The organism is Streptomyces aurantiaciflavus (assembly GCF_049808595.1).
Lineage (GTDB): Bacteria > Actinomycetota > Actinomycetes > Streptomycetales > Streptomycetaceae > Streptomyces.
This window is the reverse complement of the sequence record NZ_JBNCAQ010000049.1, coordinates 1-25,185: the sequence shown is the minus strand read 5'-3', so window position 1 is coordinate 25,185 and position 25,185 is coordinate 1. Positions and strand designations below refer to the sequence as shown.

At 71.6% G+C, this 25,185-nt stretch carries 21 protein-coding genes, 3 tRNA genes and 1 pseudogene; 10 read left to right on the top strand and 15 right to left on the bottom strand.

The window, feature by feature from the left end; translation table 11 throughout:
• Nucleotides 1-415: 415 nt before the first annotated feature.
• Entirely contained in the window at nucleotides 416-1,258 is an 843-nt protein-coding gene (locus ACPT94_RS38290) for a DUF8083 family protein (RefSeq protein WP_360342878.1), read from the bottom strand.
• Nucleotides 1,259-1,479: 221 nt separating this feature from the next.
• Here ACPT94_RS38290 and ACPT94_RS38285 point away from each other — a divergent pair, with 221 nt between their 5' ends.
• Nucleotides 1,480-2,574: a Leu/Phe/Val dehydrogenase gene (locus tag ACPT94_RS38285; protein ID WP_360342881.1), complete on the top strand. Its 1,095-nt coding sequence runs from the start codon at nucleotides 1,480-1,482 to the stop codon at nucleotides 2,572-2,574.
• A gap of 338 nt (nucleotides 2,575-2,912) precedes the next feature.
• Nucleotides 2,913-3,161 carry a DUF3073 domain-containing protein gene (locus ACPT94_RS38280; protein ID WP_360342885.1) on the top strand — a complete coding sequence of 83 codons (249 nt, stop codon included), beginning with the start codon at nucleotides 2,913-2,915 and terminating at the stop codon, nucleotides 3,159-3,161.
• A gap of 67 nt (nucleotides 3,162-3,228) precedes the next feature.
• On the opposite strand, the gene purM is transcribed toward ACPT94_RS38280, so the two are convergent.
• The 9 genes from purM to purS all read right to left on the bottom strand — a co-directional run bounded on the left by purM (nucleotide 3,229) and on the right by purS (nucleotide 12,254).
• Nucleotides 3,229-4,332, bottom strand: a complete 1,104-nt coding sequence (purM, locus tag ACPT94_RS38275) for a phosphoribosylformylglycinamidine cyclo-ligase (protein ID WP_425247913.1) — start codon at nucleotides 4,330-4,332, stop codon at nucleotides 3,229-3,231.
• Between the two features lie 37 nt (nucleotides 4,333-4,369).
• A complete protein-coding gene (purF, locus tag ACPT94_RS38270; RefSeq protein ID WP_360342891.1) occupies nucleotides 4,370-5,899 on the bottom strand; it encodes an amidophosphoribosyltransferase in 1,530 nt (509 codons plus the stop codon).
• A 252-nt stretch (nucleotides 5,900-6,151) separates the two neighbouring features.
• Entirely contained in the window at nucleotides 6,152-6,589 is a 438-nt protein-coding gene (locus ACPT94_RS38265; protein WP_360342894.1) for an META domain-containing protein, read from the bottom strand.
• Nucleotides 6,590-6,756: 167 nt separating this feature from the next.
• Nucleotides 6,757-7,554: a maleylpyruvate isomerase family mycothiol-dependent enzyme gene (locus ACPT94_RS38260; RefSeq protein WP_425247912.1), complete on the bottom strand. Its 798-nt coding sequence runs from the start codon at nucleotides 7,552-7,554 to the stop codon at nucleotides 6,757-6,759.
• 10 nt (nucleotides 7,555-7,564) lie between these two features.
• Nucleotides 7,565-8,401, bottom strand: coding sequence for a murein hydrolase activator EnvC family protein (locus ACPT94_RS38255; protein ID WP_425247911.1), 837 nt, complete (start codon nucleotides 8,399-8,401; stop codon nucleotides 7,565-7,567).
• Between the two features lie 26 nt (nucleotides 8,402-8,427).
• Nucleotides 8,428-8,946, bottom strand: coding sequence for an ArsR/SmtB family transcription factor (locus ACPT94_RS38250; protein ID WP_360342908.1), 519 nt, complete (start codon nucleotides 8,944-8,946; stop codon nucleotides 8,428-8,430).
• A gap of 103 nt (nucleotides 8,947-9,049) precedes the next feature.
• A complete protein-coding gene (gene purL / locus ACPT94_RS38245; protein WP_425247910.1) occupies nucleotides 9,050-11,308 on the bottom strand; it encodes a phosphoribosylformylglycinamidine synthase subunit PurL in 2,259 nt (752 codons plus the stop codon).
• Nucleotides 11,305-11,985: a phosphoribosylformylglycinamidine synthase subunit PurQ gene (purQ, locus tag ACPT94_RS38240; RefSeq protein WP_360342914.1), complete on the bottom strand. Its 681-nt coding sequence runs from the start codon at nucleotides 11,983-11,985 to the stop codon at nucleotides 11,305-11,307. The genes purL and purQ overlap by 4 nt, the downstream gene beginning before the upstream one ends.
• Nucleotides 11,982-12,254 (bottom strand): phosphoribosylformylglycinamidine synthase subunit PurS, encoded by a 273-nt coding sequence (gene purS, locus ACPT94_RS38235; protein WP_360342917.1) that lies wholly within the window; start codon nucleotides 12,252-12,254, stop codon nucleotides 11,982-11,984. The genes purQ and purS overlap by 4 nt, the downstream gene beginning before the upstream one ends.
• A 362-nt stretch (nucleotides 12,255-12,616) precedes the next feature.
• On the opposite strand from purS, the gene ACPT94_RS38230 reads away from it, so the two are divergent.
• The 8 genes from ACPT94_RS38230 (at nucleotide 12,617) to ACPT94_RS38195 (ending at nucleotide 17,242) form a co-directional block, all read left to right on the top strand.
• Entirely contained in the window at nucleotides 12,617-12,934 is a 318-nt protein-coding gene (locus tag ACPT94_RS38230; RefSeq protein WP_425247909.1) for a histone-like nucleoid-structuring protein Lsr2, read from the top strand.
• 162 nt (nucleotides 12,935-13,096) lie between these two features.
• A tRNA-Gly gene (locus ACPT94_RS38225) sits at nucleotides 13,097-13,168 on the top strand.
• A gap of 80 nt (nucleotides 13,169-13,248) precedes the next feature.
• A tRNA-Gly gene (locus ACPT94_RS38220) sits at nucleotides 13,249-13,321 on the top strand.
• A 180-nt stretch (nucleotides 13,322-13,501) separates the two neighbouring features.
• Nucleotides 13,502-14,464 carry an ABC transporter ATP-binding protein gene (locus ACPT94_RS38215; RefSeq protein ID WP_360342923.1) on the top strand — a complete coding sequence of 321 codons (963 nt, stop codon included), beginning with the start codon at nucleotides 13,502-13,504 and terminating at the stop codon, nucleotides 14,462-14,464.
• Entirely contained in the window at nucleotides 14,461-15,252 is a 792-nt protein-coding gene (locus tag ACPT94_RS38210) for an ABC transporter permease (RefSeq protein WP_360342926.1), read from the top strand. The genes ACPT94_RS38215 and ACPT94_RS38210 overlap by 4 nt, the downstream gene beginning before the upstream one ends.
• A gap of 32 nt (nucleotides 15,253-15,284) precedes the next feature.
• Nucleotides 15,285-16,541, top strand: a complete 1,257-nt coding sequence (locus tag ACPT94_RS38205; RefSeq protein WP_425247908.1) for a sensor histidine kinase — start codon at nucleotides 15,285-15,287, stop codon at nucleotides 16,539-16,541.
• Nucleotides 16,538-17,146, top strand: coding sequence for a response regulator (locus tag ACPT94_RS38200; protein WP_360342932.1), 609 nt, complete (start codon nucleotides 16,538-16,540; stop codon nucleotides 17,144-17,146). The genes ACPT94_RS38205 and ACPT94_RS38200 overlap by 4 nt, the downstream gene beginning before the upstream one ends.
• Before the next feature lie 23 nt (nucleotides 17,147-17,169).
• Nucleotides 17,170-17,242, top strand: a tRNA-Gly gene (locus ACPT94_RS38195).
• A gap of 48 nt (nucleotides 17,243-17,290) precedes the next feature.
• Here ACPT94_RS38195 and ACPT94_RS38190 read toward each other — a convergent pair.
• The 5 genes and pseudogenes from ACPT94_RS38190 to ACPT94_RS38170 form a co-directional block, all read right to left on the bottom strand.
• The gene (locus ACPT94_RS38190) at nucleotides 17,291-18,190 is read right to left on the bottom strand and encodes a phosphoribosylaminoimidazolesuccinocarboxamide synthase (RefSeq protein WP_360342935.1); all 900 of its coding nucleotides are present in this window, start codon (nucleotides 18,188-18,190) and stop codon (nucleotides 17,291-17,293) included.
• 167 nt (nucleotides 18,191-18,357) lie between these two features.
• A complete protein-coding gene (locus tag ACPT94_RS38185; RefSeq protein WP_425247907.1) occupies nucleotides 18,358-19,851 on the bottom strand; it encodes a N,N-dimethylformamidase beta subunit family domain-containing protein in 1,494 nt (497 codons plus the stop codon).
• A 357-nt stretch (nucleotides 19,852-20,208) separates the two neighbouring features.
• The gene (locus tag ACPT94_RS38180) at nucleotides 20,209-22,695 is read right to left on the bottom strand and encodes a hypothetical protein (RefSeq protein ID WP_425247924.1); all 2,487 of its coding nucleotides are present in this window, start codon (nucleotides 22,693-22,695) and stop codon (nucleotides 20,209-20,211) included.
• 332 nt (nucleotides 22,696-23,027) lie between these two features.
• Nucleotides 23,028-24,278, bottom strand: coding sequence for a phosphoribosylamine--glycine ligase (purD, locus tag ACPT94_RS38175; protein ID WP_425247906.1), 1,251 nt, complete (start codon nucleotides 24,276-24,278; stop codon nucleotides 23,028-23,030).
• A 102-nt stretch (nucleotides 24,279-24,380) separates the two neighbouring features.
• Nucleotides 24,381-25,185 (bottom strand): annotated as a pseudogene (locus ACPT94_RS38170) (DNA polymerase III subunit gamma and tau); the annotation flags it as partial.

The window sequence follows — 25,185 nt, the reverse complement described above, 5'->3', positions numbered from 1 at the left end:
GTCCAGCCGCGTCGGCCAAACCGATGGAATTGCCCCCCAGGTGTTCATCGGCGACGGAAGCCGATGGACCATGCCATAGCGGACAGTCACGCCAGTGTGACGATCAGTCACACGGGCGATCAGGAGTCACCAGACCCCCCAAAGCGTGCAATGCTGAGATTCCCCCCACGATGGAGCACAAGTGGATGGATGGAGCCCTCTCCGGACTCCTTGTCCTATTTTGGCACGAGGGGGGGCAAGCGGCGCAAGGGCCCCGTACGTGCGGTCCGTCACCCTTGCGACTCTTGAGCCGTAAGCCCGGATCGGGATCTACATCCCGTCAGTTCCGTGAAGTGCGGTAGACCGTATGCCGTTCGACGGGTTTGTGGCCGTGACGTACGTCACTAAAGAGACGCTTGTCGCGTCTGTCACACCGTCAGTTCGCCGAGCGCCGGTCCCGCACCGAACGCCACCGCTCCACGAGCCGGGCGTACGCCTCGCCGGCCGCGCCGCCGTCGCCGCGGCGCAGGGCGTCGATCCCCTCGGCGACATCCGCCGCCGAGTGATCGCCCTCCAGGTCACCGGCCGGGAGGGCGTGCACGAGGCCGCCGTAGTCCAGCTCGACCAGCGAACGCGGGTGGAACTCCTCCAGCCAGCGCCCCACGTCCACCAGGCCGTCGATGAGCGGTCCCTCGTCCATGGCGTCCTTGAGCGCGCGCAGACCCCGGGCCACGCGGCGCCGCGCCTGCACCATCGGGGTGCGGTAGCGCAGCACGGGGGGCAGTTCCGCGGTCCCCTTGTCCCACTCGCGCTCCTCGTCGGAGACGAGCACGAACCAGTTGAGCGGGATCTGCCAGGTCGCCGTACGGATCCAGGGCCGGGCGTCGGGGTTGCGGGTCAGCCAGCGCTCGTAGTCCTGGGCGGCCTGGCGGCGGACCACGGGAGGCAGGACGGCGTCCAGGACCGGGCCCGGCAGCTCGTCGCCCAGCTCCCCCAGGGCCTGCCAGCCGCGCAGCCGGGTCCGCCAGGGACACACGCACAGCACGCCGTCCACGTCGAGCACGAACGCGTCGCCGCTCTCGTGCACCGGCACCGCGACCGGCGGAGTGGGCAGCAGATCGGCCAGCGAGCGGCGCAGCTCGTCCTGGTAGGAGGGACGGTCGGGGCGGCGGGCGTAGCGCGCCCAGTGGCTGCGCTCCGGCTCGGGAAAAGCGCCCAGCGGCTCGTACACGCGCAGATACGCCGCGTACGGAACGATCACCGAGGACACCTGGGACACGCCTGCTCCCTCCCCTTTCGGCCGAGCGGGAAACCTCCCGGACCCGCTCCTGAAGGGGCCGGAAAACATGCAAATCGTCCCACGGGCGTACTCCGGGAGAAGGTGATCCCGAACACCTCACGAACGGCGGCCCCCGCAGGCTCTACGCTCATCCCACGGGCCCCGCCACCCGTACGGGAGCCCCCGTCCCGACCGCCGCCAGTTACCCAGGAGTCACCACCGTGACCGACGTATCAAACGGCGTCCTGCACACCCTGTTCCACTCGGACCAGGGGGGTCACGAGCAAGTCGTGCTCTGCCAGGACCGCGCCAGCGGCCTCAAGGCCGTCATCGCCCTCCACTCCACCGCGCTGGGCCCCGCGCTCGGCGGTACCCGCTTCTACCCGTACGCGACCGAGGCGGAGGCCGTCGCCGACGCCCTGAACCTCGCGCGCGGGATGTCGTACAAGAACGCCATGGCCGGGCTGGACCACGGCGGCGGCAAGGCGGTGATCATCGGTGACCCCGACGTGATCAAGACCGAGAAGCTGCTGCTCGCGTACGGCCGTTTCGTGGCCTCGCTCGGCGGGCGGTACGTGACCGCCTGCGACGTCGGCACCTACGTCGCCGACATGGACGTCGTGGCCCGCGAGTGCCGCTGGACGACCGGGCGCTCGCCGGAGAACGGCGGCGCGGGGGACTCGTCGGTCCTGACCGCCTTCGGCGTCTACCAGGGCATGCGGGCCAGCGCCCAGCACCTGTGGGGCGACCCCTCGCTGCGCGGCCGCAGGGTCGGCATCGCGGGCGTCGGCAAGGTCGGCCACCACCTGGTGGAGCACCTGCGGAACGAGGGCGCCGAGGTCGTGATCACCGACGTGCGCGCGGACGCCGTACGCCGGATTCTCGACCGGCACCCCGAGGGCGTGACGGCCGTCGCGGACACCGAGGCGCTGATCCGGGTCGACGGGCTCGACGTCTACGCGCCCTGCGCGCTGGGCGGGGCGCTGAACGACGACTCCGTGCCGGTGCTGACCGCGAGGATCGTGTGCGGCGCGGCCAACAACCAGCTCGCGCACCCGGGCGTCGAGAAGGACCTCGCCGACCGCGGGATCCTCTACGCGCCGGACTACGTGGTGAACGCCGGCGGGGTCATCCAGGTCGCCGACGAGCTGCACGGCTTCGACTTCGACCGGTGCAAGGCGAAGGCGGCGAAGATCTTCGACACCACGCTCGCAATCTTCGCACGTGCGAAGGAAGATGGGATTCCGCCGGCCGCGGCGGCCGACCGGATCGCCGAGCAGCGGATGCACGAGGCGGCGCAGGCGCGCGGGTGGTGACGCGGAGGGAGGGCTTCCGCTGAGGCTCGAAAACGCCCCGCTCTCGTCTCGGTCGCAGGTTTGTTCGGTACCAGTCGGTGGAAAGTTAGAGAGAACTCTCACTCTTCCCGGCGGGTCGTCCGCCGATAAGTGGTTAAAATCGCCACTGACCAGCGAGGACGGGGCGCCTCGAAGGTTCTGCGCACACGCGCGTCCTACGGGCGACGTACCGTATGGGTGCGGGCTCAGGTACCGTGGAAGCCCTACGGACCGGCCTCTCTGCGGAGAGTCCGTTCCGGATCATGAACGCGTGTCAAGACTCTGGGGCCGTCGAGCCCCGTCGTTGAGGGGGTCGAGCCATGGGGCGCGGCCGGGCCAAGGCCAAGCAAGCGAAGGTCGCCCGCCAGCTGAAGTACAACAGCGGCGGGACGGATCTCTCACGCCTGGCCGAAGAGCTGGGCGCATCGCCATCGAACATTCCGCCGAATGGCGAGCCGTTCGAGGACGATGAGCAAGACGACGACCTCTACAGCCGGTACGCCGACCTGTACGAGGACGACGACGACGAGGATGAGGACTCCTCGCAACAACACCGTCGCGGCGCTTGACCTGTATTGAGCACTCACCCGGTCGGTGACTTCGGTCACCGACCGGGTCTTGTGCTGCCTGCAAGGTTCAGCCGGCGTAGTCCCCGACCAGAGCCGCTCCGGTGGTCTGCTCGCCACGCTCGGTGATCTCACCGGCGACCCAGGCGTCGACCCCGCGGTCGGCCAGTGCCGCCAGGGCCACGTCCGTCGACTCCTCCGGGACGATCGCGATCATGCCGACACCCATGTTGAGGGTCTTCTCCAGCTCCAGACGCTCGACGTCGCCGGTCCTGCCGACGAGGCCGAAGATCGGGGCCGGGGTCCAGGTGGAGCGGTCGACGGTCGCGTACAGCCCGTCGGGGATGACACGGGCGAGGTTGGCCGCGAGTCCGCCACCGGTGACGTGGCTGAAGGCGTGGACCTCGGTGGTGCGGGTGAGGGCCAGGCAGTCCAGCGAGTAGATCTTCGTCGGCTCCAGGAGTTCCTCGCCGAGGGTGCGGCCGAGTTCCTCGACGCGCGCGTCGAGGGAGAGGCCGGCCTGGTTCAGCAGGACGTGCCGGACGAGGGAGTACCCGTTCGAGTGAAGCCCGGAGGACGCCATGGCGATCACCGTGTCACCCGTGCGGATGCGATCCGGGCCCAGCAGGCGGTCCGCCTCCACGACGCCCGTACCGGCGCCGGCGACGTCGAAGTCGTCCTCGCCCAGCAGGCCCGGGTGCTCGGCGGTCTCGCCGCCGACCAGGGCGCAGCCGGCCAGGACGCAGCCCTCGGCGATGCCCTTGACGATGGCGGCGACGCGCTCGGGGTGGACCTTGCCGACGCAGATGTAGTCGGTCATGAACAGCGGCTCGGCGCCGCACACCACGATGTCGTCCATCACCATGGCGACCAGGTCGTGGCCGATGGTGTCGTAGACGCCGAGCTGACGCGCGATGTCGACCTTGGTGCCGACGCCGTCCGTGGCGGAGGCGAGCAGCGGACGCTCGTAGCGCTTGAGGGCGGAGGCGTCGAAGAGGCCGGCGAAGCCGCCGAGGCCGCCAAGGACCTCGGGGCGCTGCGTCTTCTTCACCCACTCCTTCATCAGCTCGACCGCGCGGTCGCCCGCCTCGATGTCGACGCCGGCAGCCGCGTAGGAAGCACCGTTACCGGTAGTGGCCGTCGCCGGAGGCGACTGATCTGACACAGCAGACATTGCCTGAGATCTTTCGGGTTGGTGATACGTACGAGGCTTACGGGCGGCGGATCGCGTCGGCCGCGGCCGTGGCCGCCGGGCCCGCGGCCAGCTCCGTCTCCAGGAGCTGCTTGCCGAGCAGCTCGGGGTCGGGGAGCTCCATCGGGTACTCGCCGTCGAAGCAGGCGCGGCAGAGGTTCGGCTTGGCGATGGTGGTCGCCTCGATCATGCCGTCGATGGAGATGTACGCGAGGGAGTCGGCGCCCAGCGACCTGCCGATCTCGTCGACCGACATGCCGTTGGCGATCAGCTCGGCGCGGGTGGCGAAGTCGATGCCGAAGAAGCAGGGCCACTTCACGGGCGGCGAGGAGATCCGGATGTGGACCTCGGCGGCGCCCGCCTCGCGGAGCATGCGGACCAGGGCCCGCTGGGTGTTGCCGCGCACGATGGAGTCGTCGACGACGACCAGGCGCTTGCCCTTGATGACTTCCTTCAGCGGGTTCAGCTTCAGGCGGATGCCGAGCTGGCGGATGGTCTGCGAGGGCTGGATGAAGGTCCGGCCGACGTACGCGTTCTTGACCAGGCCCGCGCCGAAGGGGATGCCGGAGGCCTCGGCGTAGCCGATGGCGGCCGGGGTGCCGGACTCCGGGGTCGCTATGACCAGGTCTGCCTCGACCGGGGCCTCCTTCGCCAGGCGGCGGCCCATCTCCACGCGGGAGAGGTACACGTTCCGGCCGGCGATGTCGGTGTCGGGGCGGGCCAGGTACACGTACTCGAAGACGCAGCCCTTGGGCTTCGCTTCCGCGAATCGGGAGGTGCGCAGGCCGTTCTCGTCGATCGCGACGAACTCGCCCGGCTCGATTTCGCGGACGAAGCTGGCGCCCGTGATGTCGAGGGCGGCGGTCTCGGAGGCGACGACCCAGCCGCGCTCCAGCCGGCCGAGGACCAGCGGGCGGATGCCCTGCGGGTCGCGGGCGGCGTAGAGGGTGTGCTCGTCCATGAAGACGAGGGAGAAGGCGCCCTTGACCTGCGGGAGGATCTGGTGGGCCGCCTCCTCGATGGTCAGCGGCTTGCCGTCCTCGTCGACCTGGGCCGCGAGCAGCGCGGTGAGCAGGTCGGTGTCGTTGGTCGCCGCGACGCGCGGGGTGCGGCCGCCCTCCTGCTTGGGCAGGTCGGCGACCATCTCGGCGAGTTGGGCGGTGTTGACCAGGTTGCCGTTGTGGCCGAGCGCGATCGAGCCGTGCGCGGTGGCGCGGAACGTCGGCTGGGCGTTCTCCCACACGGAGGCACCGGTGGTCGAGTAGCGGGCGTGTCCGACCGCGATGTGACCCTGGAGCGAGCCGAGCGAGGTTTCGTCGAAGACCTGGGAAACGAGGCCCATGTCCTTGAAGACGAGGATCTGGGAGCCGTTGCTGACCGCGATACCCGCGGATTCCTGGCCCCGATGCTGGAGGGCGTAGAGCCCGAAGTACGTGAGCTTTGCGACCTCTTCGCCCGGAGCCCAGACACCGAAGACGCCACAAGCGTCCTGGGGGCCCTTCTCGCCGGGAAGCAGATCGTGATTGAGTCGACCGTCACCACGTGGCACGCCTTCGAGTGTAGGCGAGATCGACCACTGGTCCGAATTGGGGATACTCGCCGGTAACTCGATCAAGGTCCGGCCCGGCCCCCCTTGATCGCATTGTTCGCGCAGGTCAGAGCGGTATTGCGATGATCCACTCGGTGGTCGGGCGGGCTGCGGGCGCGGTCGGCCGGGGACCGGTTGCGGATCCGTGAGTGAGGTGTCGCACATCATTCGGGCCGTTGGGCGGGGGTGGGCGGGGTGTCCGCGGGCCGGGTCTCAGCTTCTGGTCAGGCGTACCTGGTCGCCGTCGTCGGTGCTCAGCGTCAGCGTGGTGCCCTTGACCTCCGTGCTCAGGGCGCTCTCGGTGAGGGTGCGGGACAGGACGCGTTCGAAGGCCATCGGCGCGTCCTCGCAGGCCATCCTGGTCGACCTGACGTCGCTGAGCCGGATGCGGTCGCCCTCGAAGGCGGCGTTGGCGTTGAAGGTGTTGCAGCCGTAGGTGCCGGCCGCCTTGCCGTCCTTGATCTCGACGTGGGCGTCGGCGGGGGCACGGTGGGTGGCGCCGTCCACGGTGACGCTGTCGACGCTCCACTTGATGCCGGTGACGGGCTGCTCGGCGCTCACCGACCCGCTGCCGGCCTGCTCGCCGTCCGCCTTCTCGCTGCCGCAGGCCGCCGCGAGGGGGAGGAGGGCGACGACGGCGGTCAGCATCATGCGCTGGGTGTGCCTGGGCCTGTTCCTCTGCCTGTACATGCCGATTGGACGGGGCGGGTGGGGTGGTTGGTTCCATCCGGTTCCGGCCCCGCTCCAGCCCTGGTTGCCCCCCGGTTCCAGCTCCGGTTGCGGCCCGGTTCCAGCCCGGGTTGCGACCTGCTCCTGGCTCAGCTCAGCAGCGGCAGCAGCTCCGTGAGGGCGGCCCGCTCCCCGCTCGCGCTCACCTTCGTCTCCTCGACGGCGTCCTTCCAGGCCAGCCGCCCGGTCGCCAGCCGGACCCAGGTCAGCGGGTCGGTCTCGACGACGTTGGGCGGGGTGCCACGGGTGTGCCGGGGCCCCTCGACGCACTGCACGACGGCGTACGGCGGGACGCGCACCTCCGTCGCGCCGCCGGGCGCCTTGACGGCGAGGGCGTCGGCGAGGAGCCGGGTGGCGGCGGCGAGGGCCTGGCGGTCGTAGGGGATGTCTAGGCCGGGCACCGCGGCGTTGAGGTCGTCGGTGTGGACGACGAGTTCGACGGTGCGGGTGACGAGGTAGTCGGCGAGGGCCATCGCGCCGGTGCGGGCGGCGAGCAGGCGGGTGCCGGGGGCGGTGGCCAGGCGCTCGGTGAGGCGCTCCTCGGTGCGGGCGTAGAGGGCGTCGAGATCGGGGTTGGCCTGTGCCAGCTCCCGGGTGCCCTCGTCGATGTCCGCGGCCCGCACGGCGGTGGCGGACGGCCAGTCCAGCAGGGTCAGCTCCGCCTTCGCCGGCTCCTCCCGGTCGAGGTTCCGGCTGACGGTCTCCACCGCCATGGTGACGTGCGCGGCCAGGTCCCGCACGCTCCAGCCCGGCAGACGCGTGGGCAGGGCGAGCTGCTCGGCGGTCAGGGTGCGCACGGCCTGTCGTACGTTCCCGAACTGGGCGAGCACGGCGGTGCGGATCTTGACCGGGTCGTAGGTGCGGGCGCGCTTCTTGGCCGGGGGCATGGGGGTCAGCCTAGGCGCGGGAGGCCGGGGCCGGTTCGGGCACCTCGAACACCTCGCCGTTGCGCGGCACGCCGAGGCCCCGCCAGGTGAAGGGCACGCCCCGGGCGGTGTCGGGGTCGGGGCCGTCCATGAGCTGGAAGTGCAGGTGGGGCTCGGACGAGTTGCCCGAGTTCCCGCAGGCGGCGAGCGGCTGTCCGGCGTGTACCCGGTCGCCCTCGCGGACGGTGAGGGAGCCGCGCCGCAGGTGGGCGTACAGGGCGTGGGTGCCGTCGCCGAGATCCAGGATCACGTGGTTGCCGACGATCCGCCGGGCGCCGAACAGGTCGCGCACGGAGCCCTCCAGGAGCGTCAGGTACAGCAGCGCGGGCAGCGACGTACGGCTCAGGTGGTCGCGCTGTCCGTCGGCGGCCCGCACGACCGTGCCGTCGGCGACGGCGAGGAGCGGGGCGCCGAAGGCGGGGAAGGCGGCGCTGCGGCGGGCGAGCGGCCACAGCCGGCTGAAACCGGGGCGGGCGCCCTGCTCGGGCTCGGCGACGACGTCGATGGCGTACGTCTGGCCGTAGGCGTGCGTGCCATGGCTAGGCGTGTGGGCGGCCGGGCTGTTCAGCGCCAGCCAGCGGCCGGTGACGGGCGGGGCGACCTCGACGGGGTCCCGGGCCAGGCGAGGGCTGTCCGGAGCACCACCCCACCGGTTGGCCACGATGACGACGGCGTACGCCAGGACCAGCGGCAGGAAGTTCCACCACCAGGGGTAGCCGAGGTCCAGCGAGAAGTGGGCGATCACCATGCATAAGAAGGTCAGCTGCAGCCCCCGGTAGGCGAGTGCGGCCAGTTTGCGTCCGGTCATGTCTCTTCCTCGTTCCCTCGTCTGGGTCAGGGCCGGGCCGCCGACAGCACCACCAGCAGCGGTACGACCCGCCCCGGCGGCACCTCGTAACGGCCTCGCCCGGTGGTGTGCAGCCAGCCCGCGCCGGTGAGCTGCCGCAAGTGGTGGTAGATCTGGCCGGTGGTGCCCACCTCGTCCAGCTCTGCCAGTTCGGCCGCGGTGCGCCGGCCGCCGATGACCTCGCGGAGCAGCCGTAGCCGGACGGGGTGGCCGAGCGCCGCGAAGGCATCAGCGGCCGACGGCCAGTCGTCGGACAGGAGGCCTTCGACGAGTGAGCCGTGCTGCCAGTCGTACCGCTCCCCGGTCGGCAGCCGTACGGCGCCGGTGAACAGCACGCCTCCGTCGGCCGCGCCCAGCTCGGCCAGTTGCTGTTTCAGCCCCTCCAGGGCCCAGAAGTCGCCCCCGCCGTCGGCGACGCCCTCGCCGACGGCGGGGGCGGGGCGCCTTGCGGCTTCCAGTGCCGTCAGGCGGCGCTCCAGCTCGGTCACGCGTTGTTCGAGGTCCACGATCCACGAGATTACGGAACTACGTAATTACGTTCAAGGGTCGGATCCGGACATGACGAAGCCCCCGCCCGGCGCACCGGACGGGGGCTTCACCAGCGGTTGGTTACGCGAGGATCGCCGGGATCGTCCCCTCGTGCGTCTCGCGCAGCTCGGCCAGGGACAGCGTGAACTCGCCCTGCACGTCCACCGAGTCGCCGTCGACGACACCGATGCGGGTGGCCGGAAGACCACGGGCACCGCACATGTCGTTGAAGCGGAGCTCCTCCGAGCGCGGGACGGCGACGACCGCGCGGCCGGCCGACTCGGAGAACAGGAAGGTGAAGGCGTCCAGGCCGTCCGGGACGACCAGGCGGGCGCCCTTGCCGCCGAGCAGGGCCGACTCGACCACGGCCTGGATCAGTCCGCCGTCGGACAGGTCGTGCGCGGAGTCGATCATGCCGTCGCGGGAGGCGGAGATCAGGATCTCGGCCAGCAGGCGCTCACGCTCCAGGTCGACCTTCGGGGGCAGGCCGCCGAGGTGGTCGTGGATCACCTGGGACCAGGCCGAGCCGCCGAACTCCTCACGCGTGTCGCCGAGGAGGTACAGCAGCTGGCCCTCCTCCTGGAAGGCGACCGGCGTGCGGCGGGCCACGTCGTCGATGACGCCGAGGACGGCCACGACCGGGGTCGGGTGGATGGCCGCCTCGCCCGTCTGGTTGTAGAGCGAGACGTTGCCGCCGGTCACCGGGGTGCCCAGCTGCAGGCAGCCGTCCGCGAGACCGCGTACCGCCTCCGCGAACTGCCACATCACCGCCGGGTCCTCGGGCGAGCCGAAGTTCAGGCAGTCGGAGACGGCGAGCGGCTTGGCGCCGGTGGTCGCCACGTTCCGGTACGCCTCGGCGAGGGCCAGCTGCGCGCCCGTGTACGGGTCGAGCTTGGCGTACCGGCCGTTGCCGTCCGTCGCGATGGCGACGCCGAGGCCGGTCTCCTCGTCGATGCGGATCATGCCCGAGTCCTCGGGCTGGGCCAGCACCGTGTTGCCCTGCACGAAGTGGTCGTACTGGGACGTGATCCACTTCTTGGAGGCCTGGTTGGGAGAGCCCACCAGCTTCAGGACCTGGTCCTTCAGCTCCTCCGAGCTCTCGGGGCGCGGGAGCTTGTCGGCGCCGTCCGCCTGGAGCTCGTCCTGCCAGGACGGGCGGGCGTACGGGCGCTCGTAGACCGGGCCCTCGTGCGCCACGGTCCGCGGGTCGACGTCGACGATCTTGCCGCCGTGCCAGTAGATCTCCAGGCGGTCGCCGTCGGTCACCTCACCGATGACGGTGGCGATGACGTCCCACTTCTCGCAGATCTCGAGGAAGCGGTCGACCTTCTCCGGCTCGACGACCGCGCACATGCGTTCCTGCGACTCGCTCATGAGGATCTCCTCGGGGGAGAGCGTCGAGTCGCGCAGAGGTACGTCGTCGAGCGTGACGCGCATGCCGCCGGAGCCGTTGGACGCCAGCTCGCTCGTCGCGCAGGACAGGCCCGCCGCGCCGAGGTCCTGGATGCCGACGACCAGCTTCTCCTTGAAGGCCTCCAGGGTGCACTCGATGAGGAGCTTCTCCTGGAAGGGGTCGCCGACCTGGACGGCGGGGCGTTTCGACGGCTTGGCGTCGTCGAAGGTCTCGGAGGCCAGGATCGACGCGCCGCCGATGCCGTCGCCGCCGGTGCGGGCGCCGTACAGGATGACCTTGTTGCCCGCGCCGGACGCCTTGGCGAGGTGGATGTCCTCGTGCCGCATGACGCCGATGGCGCCGGCGTTGACCAGCGGGTTGCCCTGGTAGCAGGCGTCGAAGACGACCTCGCCGCCGATGTTCGGCAGGCCGAGGCAGTTGCCGTAGCCGCCGATGCCGGCGACGACGCCCGGGAGGACGCGCTTGGTGTCGGGGTGGTCGGCCGCGCCGAAGCGCAGCGGGTCCACGACCGCGACCGGACGCGCGCCCATGGCGATGATGTCGCGGACGATGCCGCCGACGCCCGTGGCCGCGCCCTGGTAGGGCTCGACGTAGGAGGGGTGGTTGTGCGACTCAACCTTGAAGGTCACGGCGTAACCCTGGCCGACGTCCACCACGCCCGCGTTCTCGCCGATGCCCACGAGCAGCGCGTCGCTCTGCGGGGCCTTCTCGCCGAACTGGCGCAGGTGCACCTTCGACGACTTGTACGAGCAGTGCTCGGACCACATGACGGAGTACATGGCGAGCTCGGCGCCGGTCGGGCGGCGGCCGAGGATCTCCACCACCCGCTCGTACTCGTCCTTCTTCAGGCCGAGTTCGGCCCAGGGCAGCTCGACGTCGGGGGTCGCGGCCGCGTGCTCGACCGTGTCCAGAGGCGTCCGGCTCATACGTTGACCAGCTTCTTGAGGATCGAGGTGAAGAACGGGAGGCCGTCGGTGCGGCCGGACCCGATGAGCGGCTCCACGGCGTGCTCCGGGTGCGGCATGAGGCCTACGACGTTGCCGGCCTCGTTGGTGATGCCGGCGATGTCGCGGAGGCTGCCGTTGGGGTTGAAGTCCAGGTAGCGGAACGCGACCCGGCCCTCGGCCTCGAGCTTGTCGAGGGTGTACTCGTCGGCGACGTACCGGCCGTCCATGTTCTTCAGCGGGATGTGGATCTCCTGGCCGGCCGTGTAGTCGGTCGTCCAGGCGGTGTCCGCGTTCTCCACCCGCAGCTTCTGGTCGCGGCAGATGAAGTGGAGGTGGTCGTTGCCGAGCATCGCGCCCGGGAGGAGGTGGGCCTCGGTGAGGATCTGGAAGCCGTTGCAGATGCCGAGAACCGGGAGGCCGGCCTTCGCCTGCTCGATGAGGGTCTCCATCACCGGCGAGAAGCGGGCGATGGCGCCGGCGCGCAGATAGTCGCCGTAGGAGAAACCGCCGCACAGCACCACGGCGTCGACCTGGTGGAGGTTCTTGTCCTTGTGCCAGAGGGCGACCGGTTCCGCGCCCGCGAGGCGGATCGCGCGCTGGGTGTCCCGGTCGTCGAGGCTGCCCGGGAAAGTGACGACGCCAATACGAGCGGTCACTTCACGGCCTCCGCGACTGCTTCTTCGGACTCGACCTTGACGGTGAAGTCCTCGATCACGGTGTTGGCGAGGAAGGATTCCGCAAGATCGTGGATGCGGGCGAGCGCGGCCTCGTCGACCGGGCCGTCAACTTCCAGTTCGAATCGCTTTCCCTGACGTACGTCGGAGATGCCTTCGAAACCCAGCCGCGGCAGTGCGCGCTGCACCGCCTGGCCCTGGGGGTCGAGGATCTCCGGCTTGAGCATGACGTCGACTACGACGCGTGCCACTGGCACTCCCGGTGTTGTGGTGCTGAGCAGGTACCTGTAGGTGTCTTCAGACTACCCGCACAAAATTTCTACGCGAGTAGAGTTGTAGGAATCTACGTGACGGCCATCACTGACCACATCACGATCCGGTAGCGGAGCAGGTCCTTCACGAAAAGTTCAGGGAAAGATCCCCGACGCGCGTCCCTCACCTATTGTGCTGGGACACGCGGGCAGATTTAGTTCAGCTTCACATTCCATTGGCGGGCACTGTACAAATGAAATGGCAATAGCCGATACTTTGCCCCATAACAGGCGGACAGTCGACAACTCCGTGGCGTCTTGGCACGTCATCGCAGAGCTGTCGCACGAAGGGACCGATATTCGTGGCGCAGAAGGTCGTGGTCACTCTCTTTGACGACATCGACGGCTCGGAAGCGGCGGAAACGATCGCCTTCGGACTCGACGGCAAGTCGTACGAGATCGACCTGAATGAAACCAATGCCAAAAAACTGCGTAAGGCGCTCGCGCCGTACGTGGAGGCCGGCCGCAAGCGGTCGAGGTCCGGCAAGGCCTACCAGCAGACGGAGGTCGCCCCCGACCCGGCGGCGGTCCGTGCCTGGGCCCAGGCGAACAAGATGGACGTGCCCGCGCGCGGGCGCATCCCCAAGAAGGTCTACGAGGCGTTCGCCGAGGCGCAGTGATCCCCTCCGCGTGATCCCGTCCGCGCCCAGGTCCGCCGGGAGCACCCCGGGGCCCCTCAGCGGGCCCTGGGGACAACCGACTTGCGTTACCCCCCTCATGGTCGGCTAATGTCTGGAGCACGCCGCCGGGCGGGGCCGAAAAGCCCAGCTCACGGAGGCCGTGCGGGTGTAGTTCAGTAGTAGAACATCCCCCTTCCAGGGGGAAGGCGCAGTGTGCGATCCCTGTCACCCGCTCTGCATCGCCGTCCCGACCACTGTTGTGGATCAGGTAGGCTGGTGCTCGCGCCGGTCGGTGAAAGCCGGTCGGATGCAATGCGGACGTAGCTCAGTTGGTAGAGCGCAACCTTGCCAAGGTTGAGGTCGCGAGTTCGAGCCTCGTCGTCCGCTCGGGAATGAGACCCCGGTCCACTGGACCGGGGTCTTTTCGTGTTCCGGTCGCGGCCGTGTTCCCGTCGTGGTCATGTTCTCGTCGCGGTCATGTTCTCGTCGCGGCCGTCTGACATTTGTCATGGGGAGTGATGACACCGCGCACTGCTGCCGGCGTGTGATCGCCGGGACGCTGGAGTCATGGAAGCCAGGGACACGAAAGAACACGTGATCGAGGTCACCGACCTCCGACGTGTGTACGGGGGCGGGTTCCAAGCGGTGCGTGGGATCTCCTTCCACGTCGACCGTGGGGAGATCTTCGCGCTGCTGGGCACGAACGGGGCCGGCAAGACATCGACGGTGGAACTGCTGGAGGGGCTCGAGCGGCCCGACGGCGGCCGGATCCGGGTCCTCGGCCACGACCCGCACGCCGAGCGGGCCGTCGTCAGGCCGCGCACCGGAGTGATGCTGCAGGAGGGCGGCTTCCCCTCCGAGCTGACCGTCAAGGAGACCGCCCGCATGTGGGCGGGCTGTGTGAGCGGGGCGCGGCCCGTCGGGGAGGCGCTGGCGCTGGTCGGGCTGGCCGGGAAGGCCGACGTACGGGTGAAGCAGCTGTCCGGGGGTGAGCGGCGGCGGCTGGATCTGGCGCTGGCGCTGCTCGGGAAGCCGGAGGTGCTGTTCCTCGACGAGCCGACGACCGGGCTGGACGCCGAGGGGCGCCGGGACACCTGGGACCTCGTGCGGGCCCTGCGCGACGCCGGGACGACCGTACTGCTGACCACGCACTACCTGGAGGAGGCGGAGGGCCTGGCCGACCGGCTGGCCATCCTGCACCAGGGGCGCATCGCCGCCGCCGGGACGCCCGCCGAGGTGACCGCCGCGCAGCCGTCGCGGATCTCCTTCCAGCTGCCCGAGGGGTACTTCGTGGGCGATCTGCCGCCGCTCGGCGAGCTGGGGGTGTGCGACCACGAGGTCGAGGGCCGCCTCGTGCGGCTGCGGACGCGGGAGTTGCAGCGGGCGGCCACCGGGCTGCTGGTGTGGGCCGACCGGGCCCGGGTCGAACTGAAGGGGCTGGACGTGCGGTCGGCCTCGCTGGAGGAGGCGTTCCTGGGGATCGCCCGGGACGCGGCGGAGAAGGCTTCGGAGCGGGAGGTCGCGGCATGAGCGGCGCCATGGTCAAGGGTTCGGTCACCACCCCGGCGAGCCGGATGGCCGCGCTCGCCCGCGCCGAGCTCACCCTGCTCGGGCGCAGCAAGGCCACGCTCATCGCGGCCGTGCTGGTGCCGCTCGGGCTGCCGTTCAGCCTGCGGCCCGTGGTCGACGACATGGACATCGAGGACTCCGGGCTCACCGTCGGGCTGGTGCTGCTGCCCGCCGCGATCGGGTTCTCGCTGCTGTTCGGCGTGTACGGGGCGCTCACCGGCATCTACACCGCCCGGCGCGAGGAACTCGTGCTGAAGCGGCTGCGCACCGGTGAGCTGCGGGACGCCGAGGTCGTCGCCGGATCCGCGCTGCCGGTGTTCACCATGGGCCTCGTGCAGTGCCTGGTACTGGCGGTGGGCTGTACGGTCTTCCTCGACGTGCCGGCCCCCGAGGCGCCCCATCTCGCCGTCCTGGCCGTGCTGTTGGGACTGGTGATGTGCGCGGCGCTGGCGGCGGTCACGGCGAGCGTGACGCGGACCGTGGAGAGCGCGCAGGTGACCACCCTGCCGTTCGTCCTGGTCTCCATGGTGGCCTCCGGGGTCACCGTCCCCCTGGAACTGCTGCCCGACCAGGCCGCCTCCGTCTGCGAACTGCTGCCGCTGAGCCCGGTCATCACTCTGGTCCGCGCCGGCTGGACCGGCGACCTGTCGGCCTACGACGCCGTGGGCGACCTGGCGACCGCGCTGGCCTGGACCGTGCTGGCGGTGTTTGCTGTACGGCGGTGGTTCCGGTGGGAACCGCGGCGCTGACCACGCCGGGGGCAAGGTACGGGAGGGGAACGATGTTCGGCCGGATACGGGGGTGGCAGCGGCGCCACTGGCGGGACCGCAGCAAGGCCGAACGGGTCGAGCTGCAGAGTGTGATCACCTGGTACGCCACGACCTGGTTCTTCTCCCTCGCCTGGCTCGCGATGCCGCTGGTGGGCGGGCTCGACCGCCGCCCCGTGCCGATGGTCGTCGGCGGCCTCCTCCTGCTGGTGGGCGCCCTGCAGTGCGCGGAGGCCAACCGGCTCACCCGGCCCGTGCTCGACCACTACCTGGGCCGCGCCGAACTCCCGCCCCGGGCCCTGAACGGCGCCGCTGTCCTGCTGGGCGTCGGGCTGGCGCTGGATCTGGGGCTCGCCGCGCTCGACGGCACCGACCCGGTGACGATCAGGCTCTCCATCGGCGCCGCCCTGCTGCCCTTCGGACTGCTGTACGGGCTGATGATCCCCATCCGGGTGTTCCTGCGCCGCTCCGCCGTGCTGGCCGTGCTGCTCATGGCCGTGTTCGGCGTGGCCGACCCGGATCCCCTGCGCATCCTCATGATCGGCGTGGTGACGGCCTTCGGTACGGCGTTCTCCCTGCTCGCCTCGCGCTGCGGCGCCTGGACGCTGTCGGTGCTCTGGGAGGCGGAGCGGGCCCGCGAGGTCGAAGCCCGGCTCGCCGTCGCCGAGGAGCGGCTGCGGTTCGGGCGGGACCTGCACGACGTGATGGGACGGAACCTGGCGGTGATCGCGCTGAAGAGCGAGCTGGCCGTGCAACTCGCCCGGCGGGGCCGGCCGGAGGCCGTGGAGCAGATGATCGAGGTGCAGCGCATCGCGCAGGAGTCGCAGCGCGAGGTGCGGGACGTCGTACGGGGCTACCGGGAGGCCGACCTCGGGGTCGAACTGGCCGGTGCGCAAGGGGTGTTGACGGCGGCCGGGATCGAGTGCGAGGTGCGCGGGGAGGCCGACGGGCTGCCCGCCGAGGTGCAGTCGGCGCTCGGCTGGGTGGTGCGGGAGGCGACCACCAATGTGCTGCGGCACGGGGACGCCGCACGGTGTTCGGTGGGACTGCGGGTGACGGAGGGGCTTGTGGTGCTGACAGTGGAGAACGACGGGGCCTCCGAGGCAGGAGGCGGTGGTGCGGGCGGCGGGTCCGGGCTCGCGGGGCTGCGGGAGCGGCTGGCGGGGGTGGAGGGGACCTTGGAGGCGGGCTTCGCCGGGGCGGGGGTGTTCCGGGTGGTGGCCGAGGTGCCGCTGCGGGAGACGGCTGTGGTGGGTGAGGTCACCGCATGACCGTGCGCGTGCTGCTCGCCGACGACGAGCATCTGATCCGGGGGGCGCTGGCCGCGCTGCTCTCGCTGGAGGACGATCTGGTGATCGTCGCCGAGGCGGCCACCGGGCCCGAGGCGCTGGCGATGGCACGGGCGCACGCGCCGGACGTCGCCGTCCTGGATCTGCAGATGCCGGGCGCCGACGGTGTGAAGGTCGCCACATCGCTGCGGGCCGAACTGCCTGCCTGCAAGGTGCTGATCGTCACCAGTCACGGCCGGCCCGGACATCTGAAGCGGGCGCTTGCGGCGGGTGTGCGCGGGTTCGTCCCGAAGACGGTCAGCGCGCAACGGCTCGCGGAGCTCATCCGTACCGTGCACGCCGGGAACCGTTACGTCGATCCCGAGTTGGCCGCCGACGCGATCGCCGCCGGGGACTCGCCGCTGACCGCGCGCGAGGCCGAGGTGCTCGAACTCGCGGCCGACGGGGCGCCCGTCGCGGAGATCGCCGAGCGGGCCGCGCTGTCCCCGGGAACCGTGCGGAACTACCTCTCGTCGGCCGTGTCCAAGCTCGGTGCCGAGAACCGGCACGCGGCGGTGCGGCTCGCACGCGAGCGGGGTTGGGTATAGTTGCTCTCGCGCCACGGCGCACTGCGGACGTAGCTCAGTTGGTAGAGCGCAACCTTGCCAAGGTTGAGGTCGCGAGTTCGAGCCTCGTCGTCCGCTCTTGATCAAGCCCCCCGGCTTCTGCCGGGGGGCTTGTCTCGTCCGTCCCTACGCCCAGTTCGTGCCCGTCAGACGCTCGTAGGCCTCGACGTACTTCGCGCGGGTCGCCTCCACGATGTGCTGCGGCAGCGCCGGCGGCGGCTGCTCGCTCGCGCGGTCCCAGCCGGACTCGCCCGAGGTCAGCCAGTCACGCACGAACTGCTTGTCGTACGACGGCTGCGCGCGGCCCGGCTGCCACCGGTCGGCCGGCCAGAAGCGGGAGGAGTCCGGGGTGAGGACCTCGTCGGCGATGACGAGCGTCTCCCCTTCGAAGCCGAACTCGAACTTGGTGTCCGCGAGGATGATGCCCCGGTCGCGGGCGATGTCGCGGGCCCGGCCGTAGACGGCGAGGGTCGTCTGGCGCAGCTGGACGGCGGTGTCCGCGCCGACCTGGCGGGCGACCTCCTCGTAGGAGACGTTCTCGTCGTGGTCGCCGACGGCGGCCTTGGTGGCCGGGGTGAAGATCGGGGCGGGGAGTTCGCTGCCGTCGACCAGGCCCTCGGGGAGGGCGAGGCCGCAGACCGTGCGGCTCTGCTGGTACTCGGCCAGGCCCGAGCCGGTGAGGTAGCCGCGGGCCACGCACTCCACGGGGACCATCCGCAGCGACTTGCAGACGAGGGTGCGGCCGGCCCAGTCGGCGGGGGCGTCGGCGGGCAGCTCGGTGCTGAGGACGTGGTTGGGGACGAGGTCGGCGAGCTGGTCGAACCACCACAGGGAGAGCTGGGTGAGGATGCGGCCCTTGTCGGGGATCTCGGTGGGCAGCACCCAGTCGAAGGCGGACGTGCGGTCGCTGGCGACCATCACGAGGTCGCCCGCCTCGTTCTGGTACAGCTCACGCACCTTGCCGGTGTGCAGATGCACCAGGCCCGGGACCTCGACAGGCTCGGGCTTCTCTACGAATCCGGACACGGTTCCTCCCCGCGGTCTGAATCAAAAGGGAGGCCCGCAGGGCTCGTATGGGGTGGTGGTGGGAGACGGGCGGGCCTGTGGCTTGATTGTCCCGTACATCGGGATTGATCACGGACAGAGGGTCGGCCGGCCGCAGGCAGGCGCCGTCGGTTGCGCGGGCGGGGCCCTCAATCCCGCTTGCAGATGCGGTCCAGGAGGTTCGCCGTGGCGCGTTGGATGCGGGGGTCGACGTGGCCGGGGCGGTCCAGGGCCGGCGACCAGGCGAAGGTGCCGGAGGCGAAGACCAGGGCACCGGAGGGAGCGCGGTAGAGGGAGGTCTCCTGGTGGCGCAGGACGCCCTCGCTGTCGGTGTACGGGGAGTGGGCGAGGAGGGTGCGCTCCTCGTGCGGCGGGAGCGGGGTGCGCGGGAAGTAGCGGTCGGCCTCGCCCGCGACCAGGCCCTCGATGCCCTCGCCCTCGTGGGCGCCGGTCGCCTCCCACAGCCAGTGGTCGGCGTTGCGGACGATCAGCGGGCGCGGTTCGGGAACCCGGCCCGCGTACTGGATGCCGATCAACTGCTGCTCCGCGCGGTCGATTTCGCGCCAGAGGACGGAACGGCCGGGACCCTTGCGTTTGCGGCAGGTCAGCAGGCGGCCGGGGACGCCGGACGGGGACGGGCCCAACTCCACCTGCCAGTACAGGGTGTTGGCGGAGAGGAAGACCAGCGAGGTGCCGCTGTCGCGGGCGAGTTCGGCGGTGCGGCGCATGGCCTGCGACCAGTACTCGTCGTGGCCGGGGAAGACCAGGCCCCGGTAGCGGGTGGGGTCGATCTGGCCGGCGTGCAGGTCACGGGCGTCGGCGTAGGCGAGGTCGTAGCCGTAGCGCTCGGCCCAGCGGATGAAGTCGTAGGCATGGCCGACGTGGAGGGGGAGGCCGGCTCCGGCGTACGGGCGGTCGAAGGAGACGGTCGTGGCGGCGTCGGCCTCGCCCAGCAGGCGGCCGTTCTCGTCCCAGGCGTGGTAGAGGCTGGCGCCGGTGCGGCCGTCCTCCGGGTAGAGGTTGTACGCCTGCCAGGTGATGTCGGGGAGCAGCAGGAGCAGGTCGGCGGGGCGGCTGTCGCGGACGGTGAAGGGGATGTGGGAGCGGTAGCCGTCGGCGGTGGTGAGGACGGCGACGTACGCGCCGACGTTCCAGTACGACGGGACCTGCAGGCGCCAGGAGAGCCACCAGTGGTGGCAGGAGACCGTGCGGTCGGCGGTCAGGGGCGGCGGCTGGACGATGCCGGACAGGCGCGGGCTGGTCGTGATCTTGGCTGCGCCGTCGCCGTCGTAGTGGCCGATGCGGTAGATGTCGACGCTGAATTCCTGGGGCGGGTCGACGGTGATGTGGAAGTCGACGGCGTCACCGGGGGCGACCGCGCCGGTGGAGACGAAGCCCTTGATCTGGCGGCGGACGTCGTCGGCGGAGCGGGGGCCTCCGGCGGTTCGGGGGGAGGGGATCCGGGGGGTTTCCGGGGCCGGGGCGGGAGCCGGGTCGACGTACCAGGGGACGACCTGGCCTGCGGCGTCGTCGAAGTACGTCTCGGTGCCGCGCAGCCAGGGGACGGGGCCCTGTCCGAAGGGGTCCGTCACGGCATGCGCCAGCGCTCCCGACTCCCATCGGCGGATGCGGTTCTGCCCCATGGTGCTCCCCTCCCTTTGGCCCCCGTGGGTCGTTGCCCGGGCTGTTGCCTGCGGTGCGCTGGTGACCTGGTGGAACGTGGCGTTCGTGTGTTTGTCCTATGTCGCACGCCCATGCCATGGGCGCGATCGATCCCAGCACATCACATAACGCGCGCAGACAGTCACTATTCGTTGCGAATTGGCTGAAAGTGGAACTGGGTGATCCGGTATGGGTGTGGTGGCGGGTTCGCCTGGTGCCGCGGTCGCGAAGTCGGCGGGCCGACGGGCCTGTGCGCCGGGTGCCTGGGGCGCCGGGACCGTCGGGGCCCCTGGGGCCGACCGGGGCCCTGAGGCCGCTGGGAGCCGCTGGGAGCCGCTTCAGCCGAGGCGTACCGGCTTCTCCGGGCGTATCCCCAGCTCCACCAGCCAGCTGCGCAGCGGGGCCGCGTCGCCGTCCTCGACCAGGCTGAGGACGCGGGGCGTCAGGTCGGTCACGCGCACGCCGTCCACGAGGAGGGTCGGGCCGTCGAGCCAGTCGAGGCCCGGCGTGGCTCCCACGGTGTCCATCGCGGCGCAGCAGACCATCGCCGTGACGTGGTCGGTGAGAAGCTCACGGTCGGTGCGCGGGGGCTGGAGCGGGAAGAGGGGGAGCGCGCCTCCGTCCCACAGAGCACCCGCGTCGAGTCCCTGGCCGGGCGTCGCCGGGCCGACGGGGGTCGAGGGCACGGCCTCGCTCTCCTCACGGGCCAGCTCGGCACCGAGACGGGCTGCCAGGGCGGCGCTGCGGGGGTTCGGGGCGAGGTCGGCGGCGCCGGTGTCCTCGGCCTCGTGGGCGGAGGGGGCGAGGTCTTCGAGGGGCGGGGCGGTGGGGGCTGAGGGCGCGGGGGGTGGCTGCGCGGCGGTCGGGGGTTCGGTCGTCGTGGGTGCGGGGGCGGTCGGGGCCGGTGAGGCTATGGGGGTCTCAGGGAACTTCGGAGTCTCCGCAGGGCTCGGGGGCGCCGGAGCATCAGAGGCAGCGGTGTCCACGTCCCTCGGGGCTTCCAGGGTGGTCGGTGCCTGCCCAGTGGCCTGGGCGTTCCGCGCGTTCTGGGCCTCCAAGCCATCCGGAGCTTGCGCGGTGTCCACGTCCCTCGGAGCTTCCAGGGGGTTCGGCGCCTGCCCAGTCGCCTGGGCGTTCCGCGCGTCCTGGGCCTCCAAGCCATCCGGAGCTTGCGCGGTGTCCACGTCCCTCGGAGCTTCCGGGGGGTTCGGCGCCTGCCCAGTCGCCTGGGCGTTCCGCGCGTCCTGGGCCTCCGGGGAATCCAGGGACGCCCGGGCACCCAAAGCTTCCGTGGCGCCCACGGCCTCCGGGTCGTCCAAGCTCTCCGGGACCTCCCGGGCGTCCGTGGCGGCCGGGGCGTCCATGGTCGCCGGAGACTTCGACGCCTCTGCAGTGGCCGGGACATCCAGGGCCTCCGAGGCCTTCGAGGTCGCCGCGTCCGGGGCCTCTCCGGGCGCCGACGGGTCCAGGGCCGCCTCCGGGAGGAGGGCGGCCGAGTGGAGGTGTTCGGCCCAGGTGGGGGCTGTGCAGGGCGTGCCCGCCGCTCCCGTCAGGTGGTCCAGTACCCGGGCCAGTGTCGGGCCGTCGGGGGCCTGGGTCGCGGGGTCGGGGGCGCGGCGGACGCCGAGGGCGTCGAGGACGCGGTGGAGGCGGGCCGCGTCGGTGCGCCATTTGCGGTCCACGACCTCGTCCGGGTACTCCCGCCAGTCCACCGGGGACCAGCCGGGGCCGGGCTCAGGGGGGCCGCCGTGGAAGAGGCGGGCGGCGAGGAGCGAGGCGGCTTCGTCGACCGCGCCGGGCTCTTCGAGGAGGTCGCAGGCGGGGCGCTCTCCGAGGCGGGAGGCGAAGCCCTCGGCCAGCCGGTCACGTCGGGACAGTTCGGTGAGGGCCGCGACGACGCCCGCGTCCAGCCGGGACGGCCAGCGGCCCATCCGCCAGGCGGGCAGCGCCACGCGCGTGAGGAGGCGGTCCCAGCCCGCGTACGCCAGGCCCACCTGCTCCTGCGCGACGATCCGCAGTCCGTAATCCACAGCCTGTGCACGCTCGGCGGCCGCCGCGGCCACCCCCCGCTCCATCTCCGCCGCATGGACCTGGCAGCCGCGCAGGAGCAGCCGAGCGACCCAGCCGATGCCGGCGCAGACCAGGCGCACGCCCGGACAGCGGCCGCGGTCGGCGGAGACGGCCACCGCGGCGTCCAGCCCCCGCACGAACCGCCGGGCCGCCGCTATGTCGGGGTGTGCGGAGGGTCCCGTACCCGCCACGACCGGTGCGAGGACGGCGCGCAGCTCGCCCACGCGCATCCACCACAGGAACGGGGACCCGATGACGAGGACGGGCGCGGCATGCGAACGACGATGCGGGTGCCGGTGGGCAAGGCCCGGGCCGGCTATCTCGTCGCCGTCCCGGGGCGCGGGCGGGCCGTGCGCCGGGTGGGTGCGGTCCTCCAGCCAGCTGTCGCAGTCCGGGGTGAGCGCTATCGCGGAGGGCGCGGGGACGTCGAGCCGGTCGGCGAGGTCGCGCACCATCCGGTACAGGTCGGGGGCCGCGCTCTCGGCGATCGCGACGGTGGGGCTGACGGCGGGGCGAGCACGGGCGACGACCAGGGCGACGACACCGGCGGCGAGCAGGACGAGGAACGCGAGCGCGGAGACGGTCCAGCGGGCGACGTCCCAGCCGGAGCCCATGAGGTGCTCGGTGGAACCGCCCGCCAGCAGGATCACGGCGGCCGCCGCGGGCAGCAGCGCGACCGCCAGCGCCCGGTTGCGGATACGCAGCACACCCAGCGCCCGGGCCCGTGCGGCCTGTGCGCCCGCCTCCATTCCCATACCGGTCACCTCCGGACCTCATCCCCTCCCGGCAGTCCTGGATGTCCTGACTCTGCTGGTCCTGCTCACTCCCCCACTGTGGCACCCGCCACTGACATCGCAATGCCGATGGGCCAAGTGCCGGAACGCTTGCGCCGCACCCTAGTTGGCCCTTCGACGCCCGTCAGCCGGATGGGACACCGCTCACTCGATGGAATGGCTTTGGGGAGAGGTGGATGACGGTGGGCAAGGGAAAGGCCCCGGGTCCCCTTGGGGACCCGGGGCCTGCTCAAAAGCCTGTTCAGCAGCCTGTTCAGCAACCTGTTCCTCGGCGTGGGCGTGTCCCAGGCGTCCTACGCGCCCGCCGCCTTCGCCGCGATGTCCGTACGGTGCTGGGAGCCGTCGAGACCGATCCGTGCGACGGAGCGGTACGCCCGCTCACGGGCCTGAGTGAGGTCCTTGCCGGTCGCCGTGACGGACAGGACGCGGCCGCCCGCGCTGACCACCGCCTCGCCGTCGCGCTTGGTGCCGGCGTGCAGGACGTACGCGTACGGGGCGTCCTGGGCGGCCACCTCGTCGAGTCCGGTGATCGGGTCGCCGGTGCGCGGGGTGCCCGGGTAGTTGTGCGAGGCGACGACCACGGTGACGGCCGCCTCGTCGCTCCAGCGCAGGGGCGCGAGGTCGGCGAGGTTGCCGGTGGCGGCGGCCATCAGGAGCCCGGCGAGCGGGGTCTTCAGGCGGGCCAGGACGACCTGGGTCTCCGGGTCGCCGAAGCGGGCGTTGAACTCGATGACCCGCACGCCCCGGCTGGTGATCGCGAGTCCGGCGTAGAGCAGGCCGGAGAAGGGGGTGCCGCGGCGGCGCATCTCGTCGACGGTCGGCTGGAGCACGGTCTGCAGGACCTCGTCGACCAGCTTCGGGTCGGCCCAGGGCAGCGGGGAGTACGCGCCCATGCCGCCGGTGTTGGGGCCCTCGTCGCCGTCGAGCGCGCGCTTGAAGTCCTGCGCGGGCTGGAGCGGGACGACCGTCTCGCCGTCGGTGACCGCGAAGAGGGAGACCTCCGGGCCGTCGAGGAACTCCTCGATGACGACACGCTCACAGGCGGCCGCGTGCGCCTTCGCGGCCTCGACGTCGCTGGTCACGACGACGCCCTTGCCGGCGGCCAGGCCGTCGTCCTTGACGACGTACGGGGCTCCGAAGGCGTCGAGGGCCTCGGCCACCTCGTCGGGGGTGGTGCAGACGTAGGAGCGGGCGGTCGGCACACCGGCCGCGGCCATCACGTCCTTGGCGAACGCCTTGGAGCCTTCCAGCTGCGCGGCCTCCTTGGACGGGCCGAACACCGGGATGCCCGCCTCACGCACGGCGTCGGCGACCCCGGCGACGAGCGGGGCCTCCGGGCCTACGACGACGAGGTCGGCGCCCAGCTCCCCGGCCAGCGCGGACACGGCTCCGCCGTCGAGGGCGTCGACCTGGTGCAGCTCGGCGACCTCGGCGATGCCGGCGTTGCCGGGGGCGCAGTGCAGCGCGGTGACGGCGGGGTCGAGGGACAGTGAGCGGCACAGGGCGTGTTCGCGGGCGCCGCTGCCGATGACGAGGACGTTCACGGGGGTCAGCCTAACCGGCTGGGCGTGCGGTGCTTTGTGCGGGCTTCCGAAGGGGGCGGAGTCGGGAAGCTGTGCGTTCCTCCAAAGCCGTGTGCTCGCCCCCTACTCGTTCGTGAACTCCTCGACCACCGTCGCCCCCAGCTCCCGCACGATCAGTTCGTGGCCGGAAAGCGCGCTCTCGTTGAGGTCGGGGTCGTCGTCCTCGGGGATGTCGTCCTCGGGGGCCACGTGTTCCGGAGCGGAGGAGGGTGCGGGGGTGGGGGTGGAGACGGGGGCGGGGGCCGACGGGGGCGTGGACTGAGCCGGGGCCGGGGTGGGAGCGGTCGGCGCGGGCGCGGGCGCCGGCTGGGATGCCGTACCGCCACCGCCGTAACCGCCGGAGTTGCCGTACCCCCCGGAGGCGCCGTAGCCGCCCGGGTTTCCGTAGCCGCCGGCCGGGGCGCCGCCTCCGCCGAAACCGGCGGGGCCGGACGGGCCCGGGGAACCCCCGAAGCCGCCGGTCGGCGGGGGCGCCGAGCCGCCGCCGGACGGGTCGACGATCGCCTCGATCTTCCACTGGACGTTGAACTGCTCGGTCAGCGCCTGCCTCAGCACGTCCTCGCTGCCGCTGCTCGCGAAGTTGTCGCGGGCGCCGGCGTTGACGAAGCCGAGTTGGAGGGTGGTGCCGTCGAAGCCCGCGACCTGGGCGTTCTGGCTGAGCAGGATCCAGGTGAAGCGGCGGCGGTTCTTGACCGCCTCCAGGATGTTGGGCCAGAGCGTGCGGGGGTCGAGGCCGCCGGCGGGGGGTGCGTAGGCGGCGGCCGCCTGGGCGGGAGCAGGAGCGGGACTGGGAGTAGGGGCAGGGGCCGGCGTGGCCGCGGGGGTTGCCGGGGGGCGGGCGCCGCCCCCCCCCGGGGGGGGCGCGGGG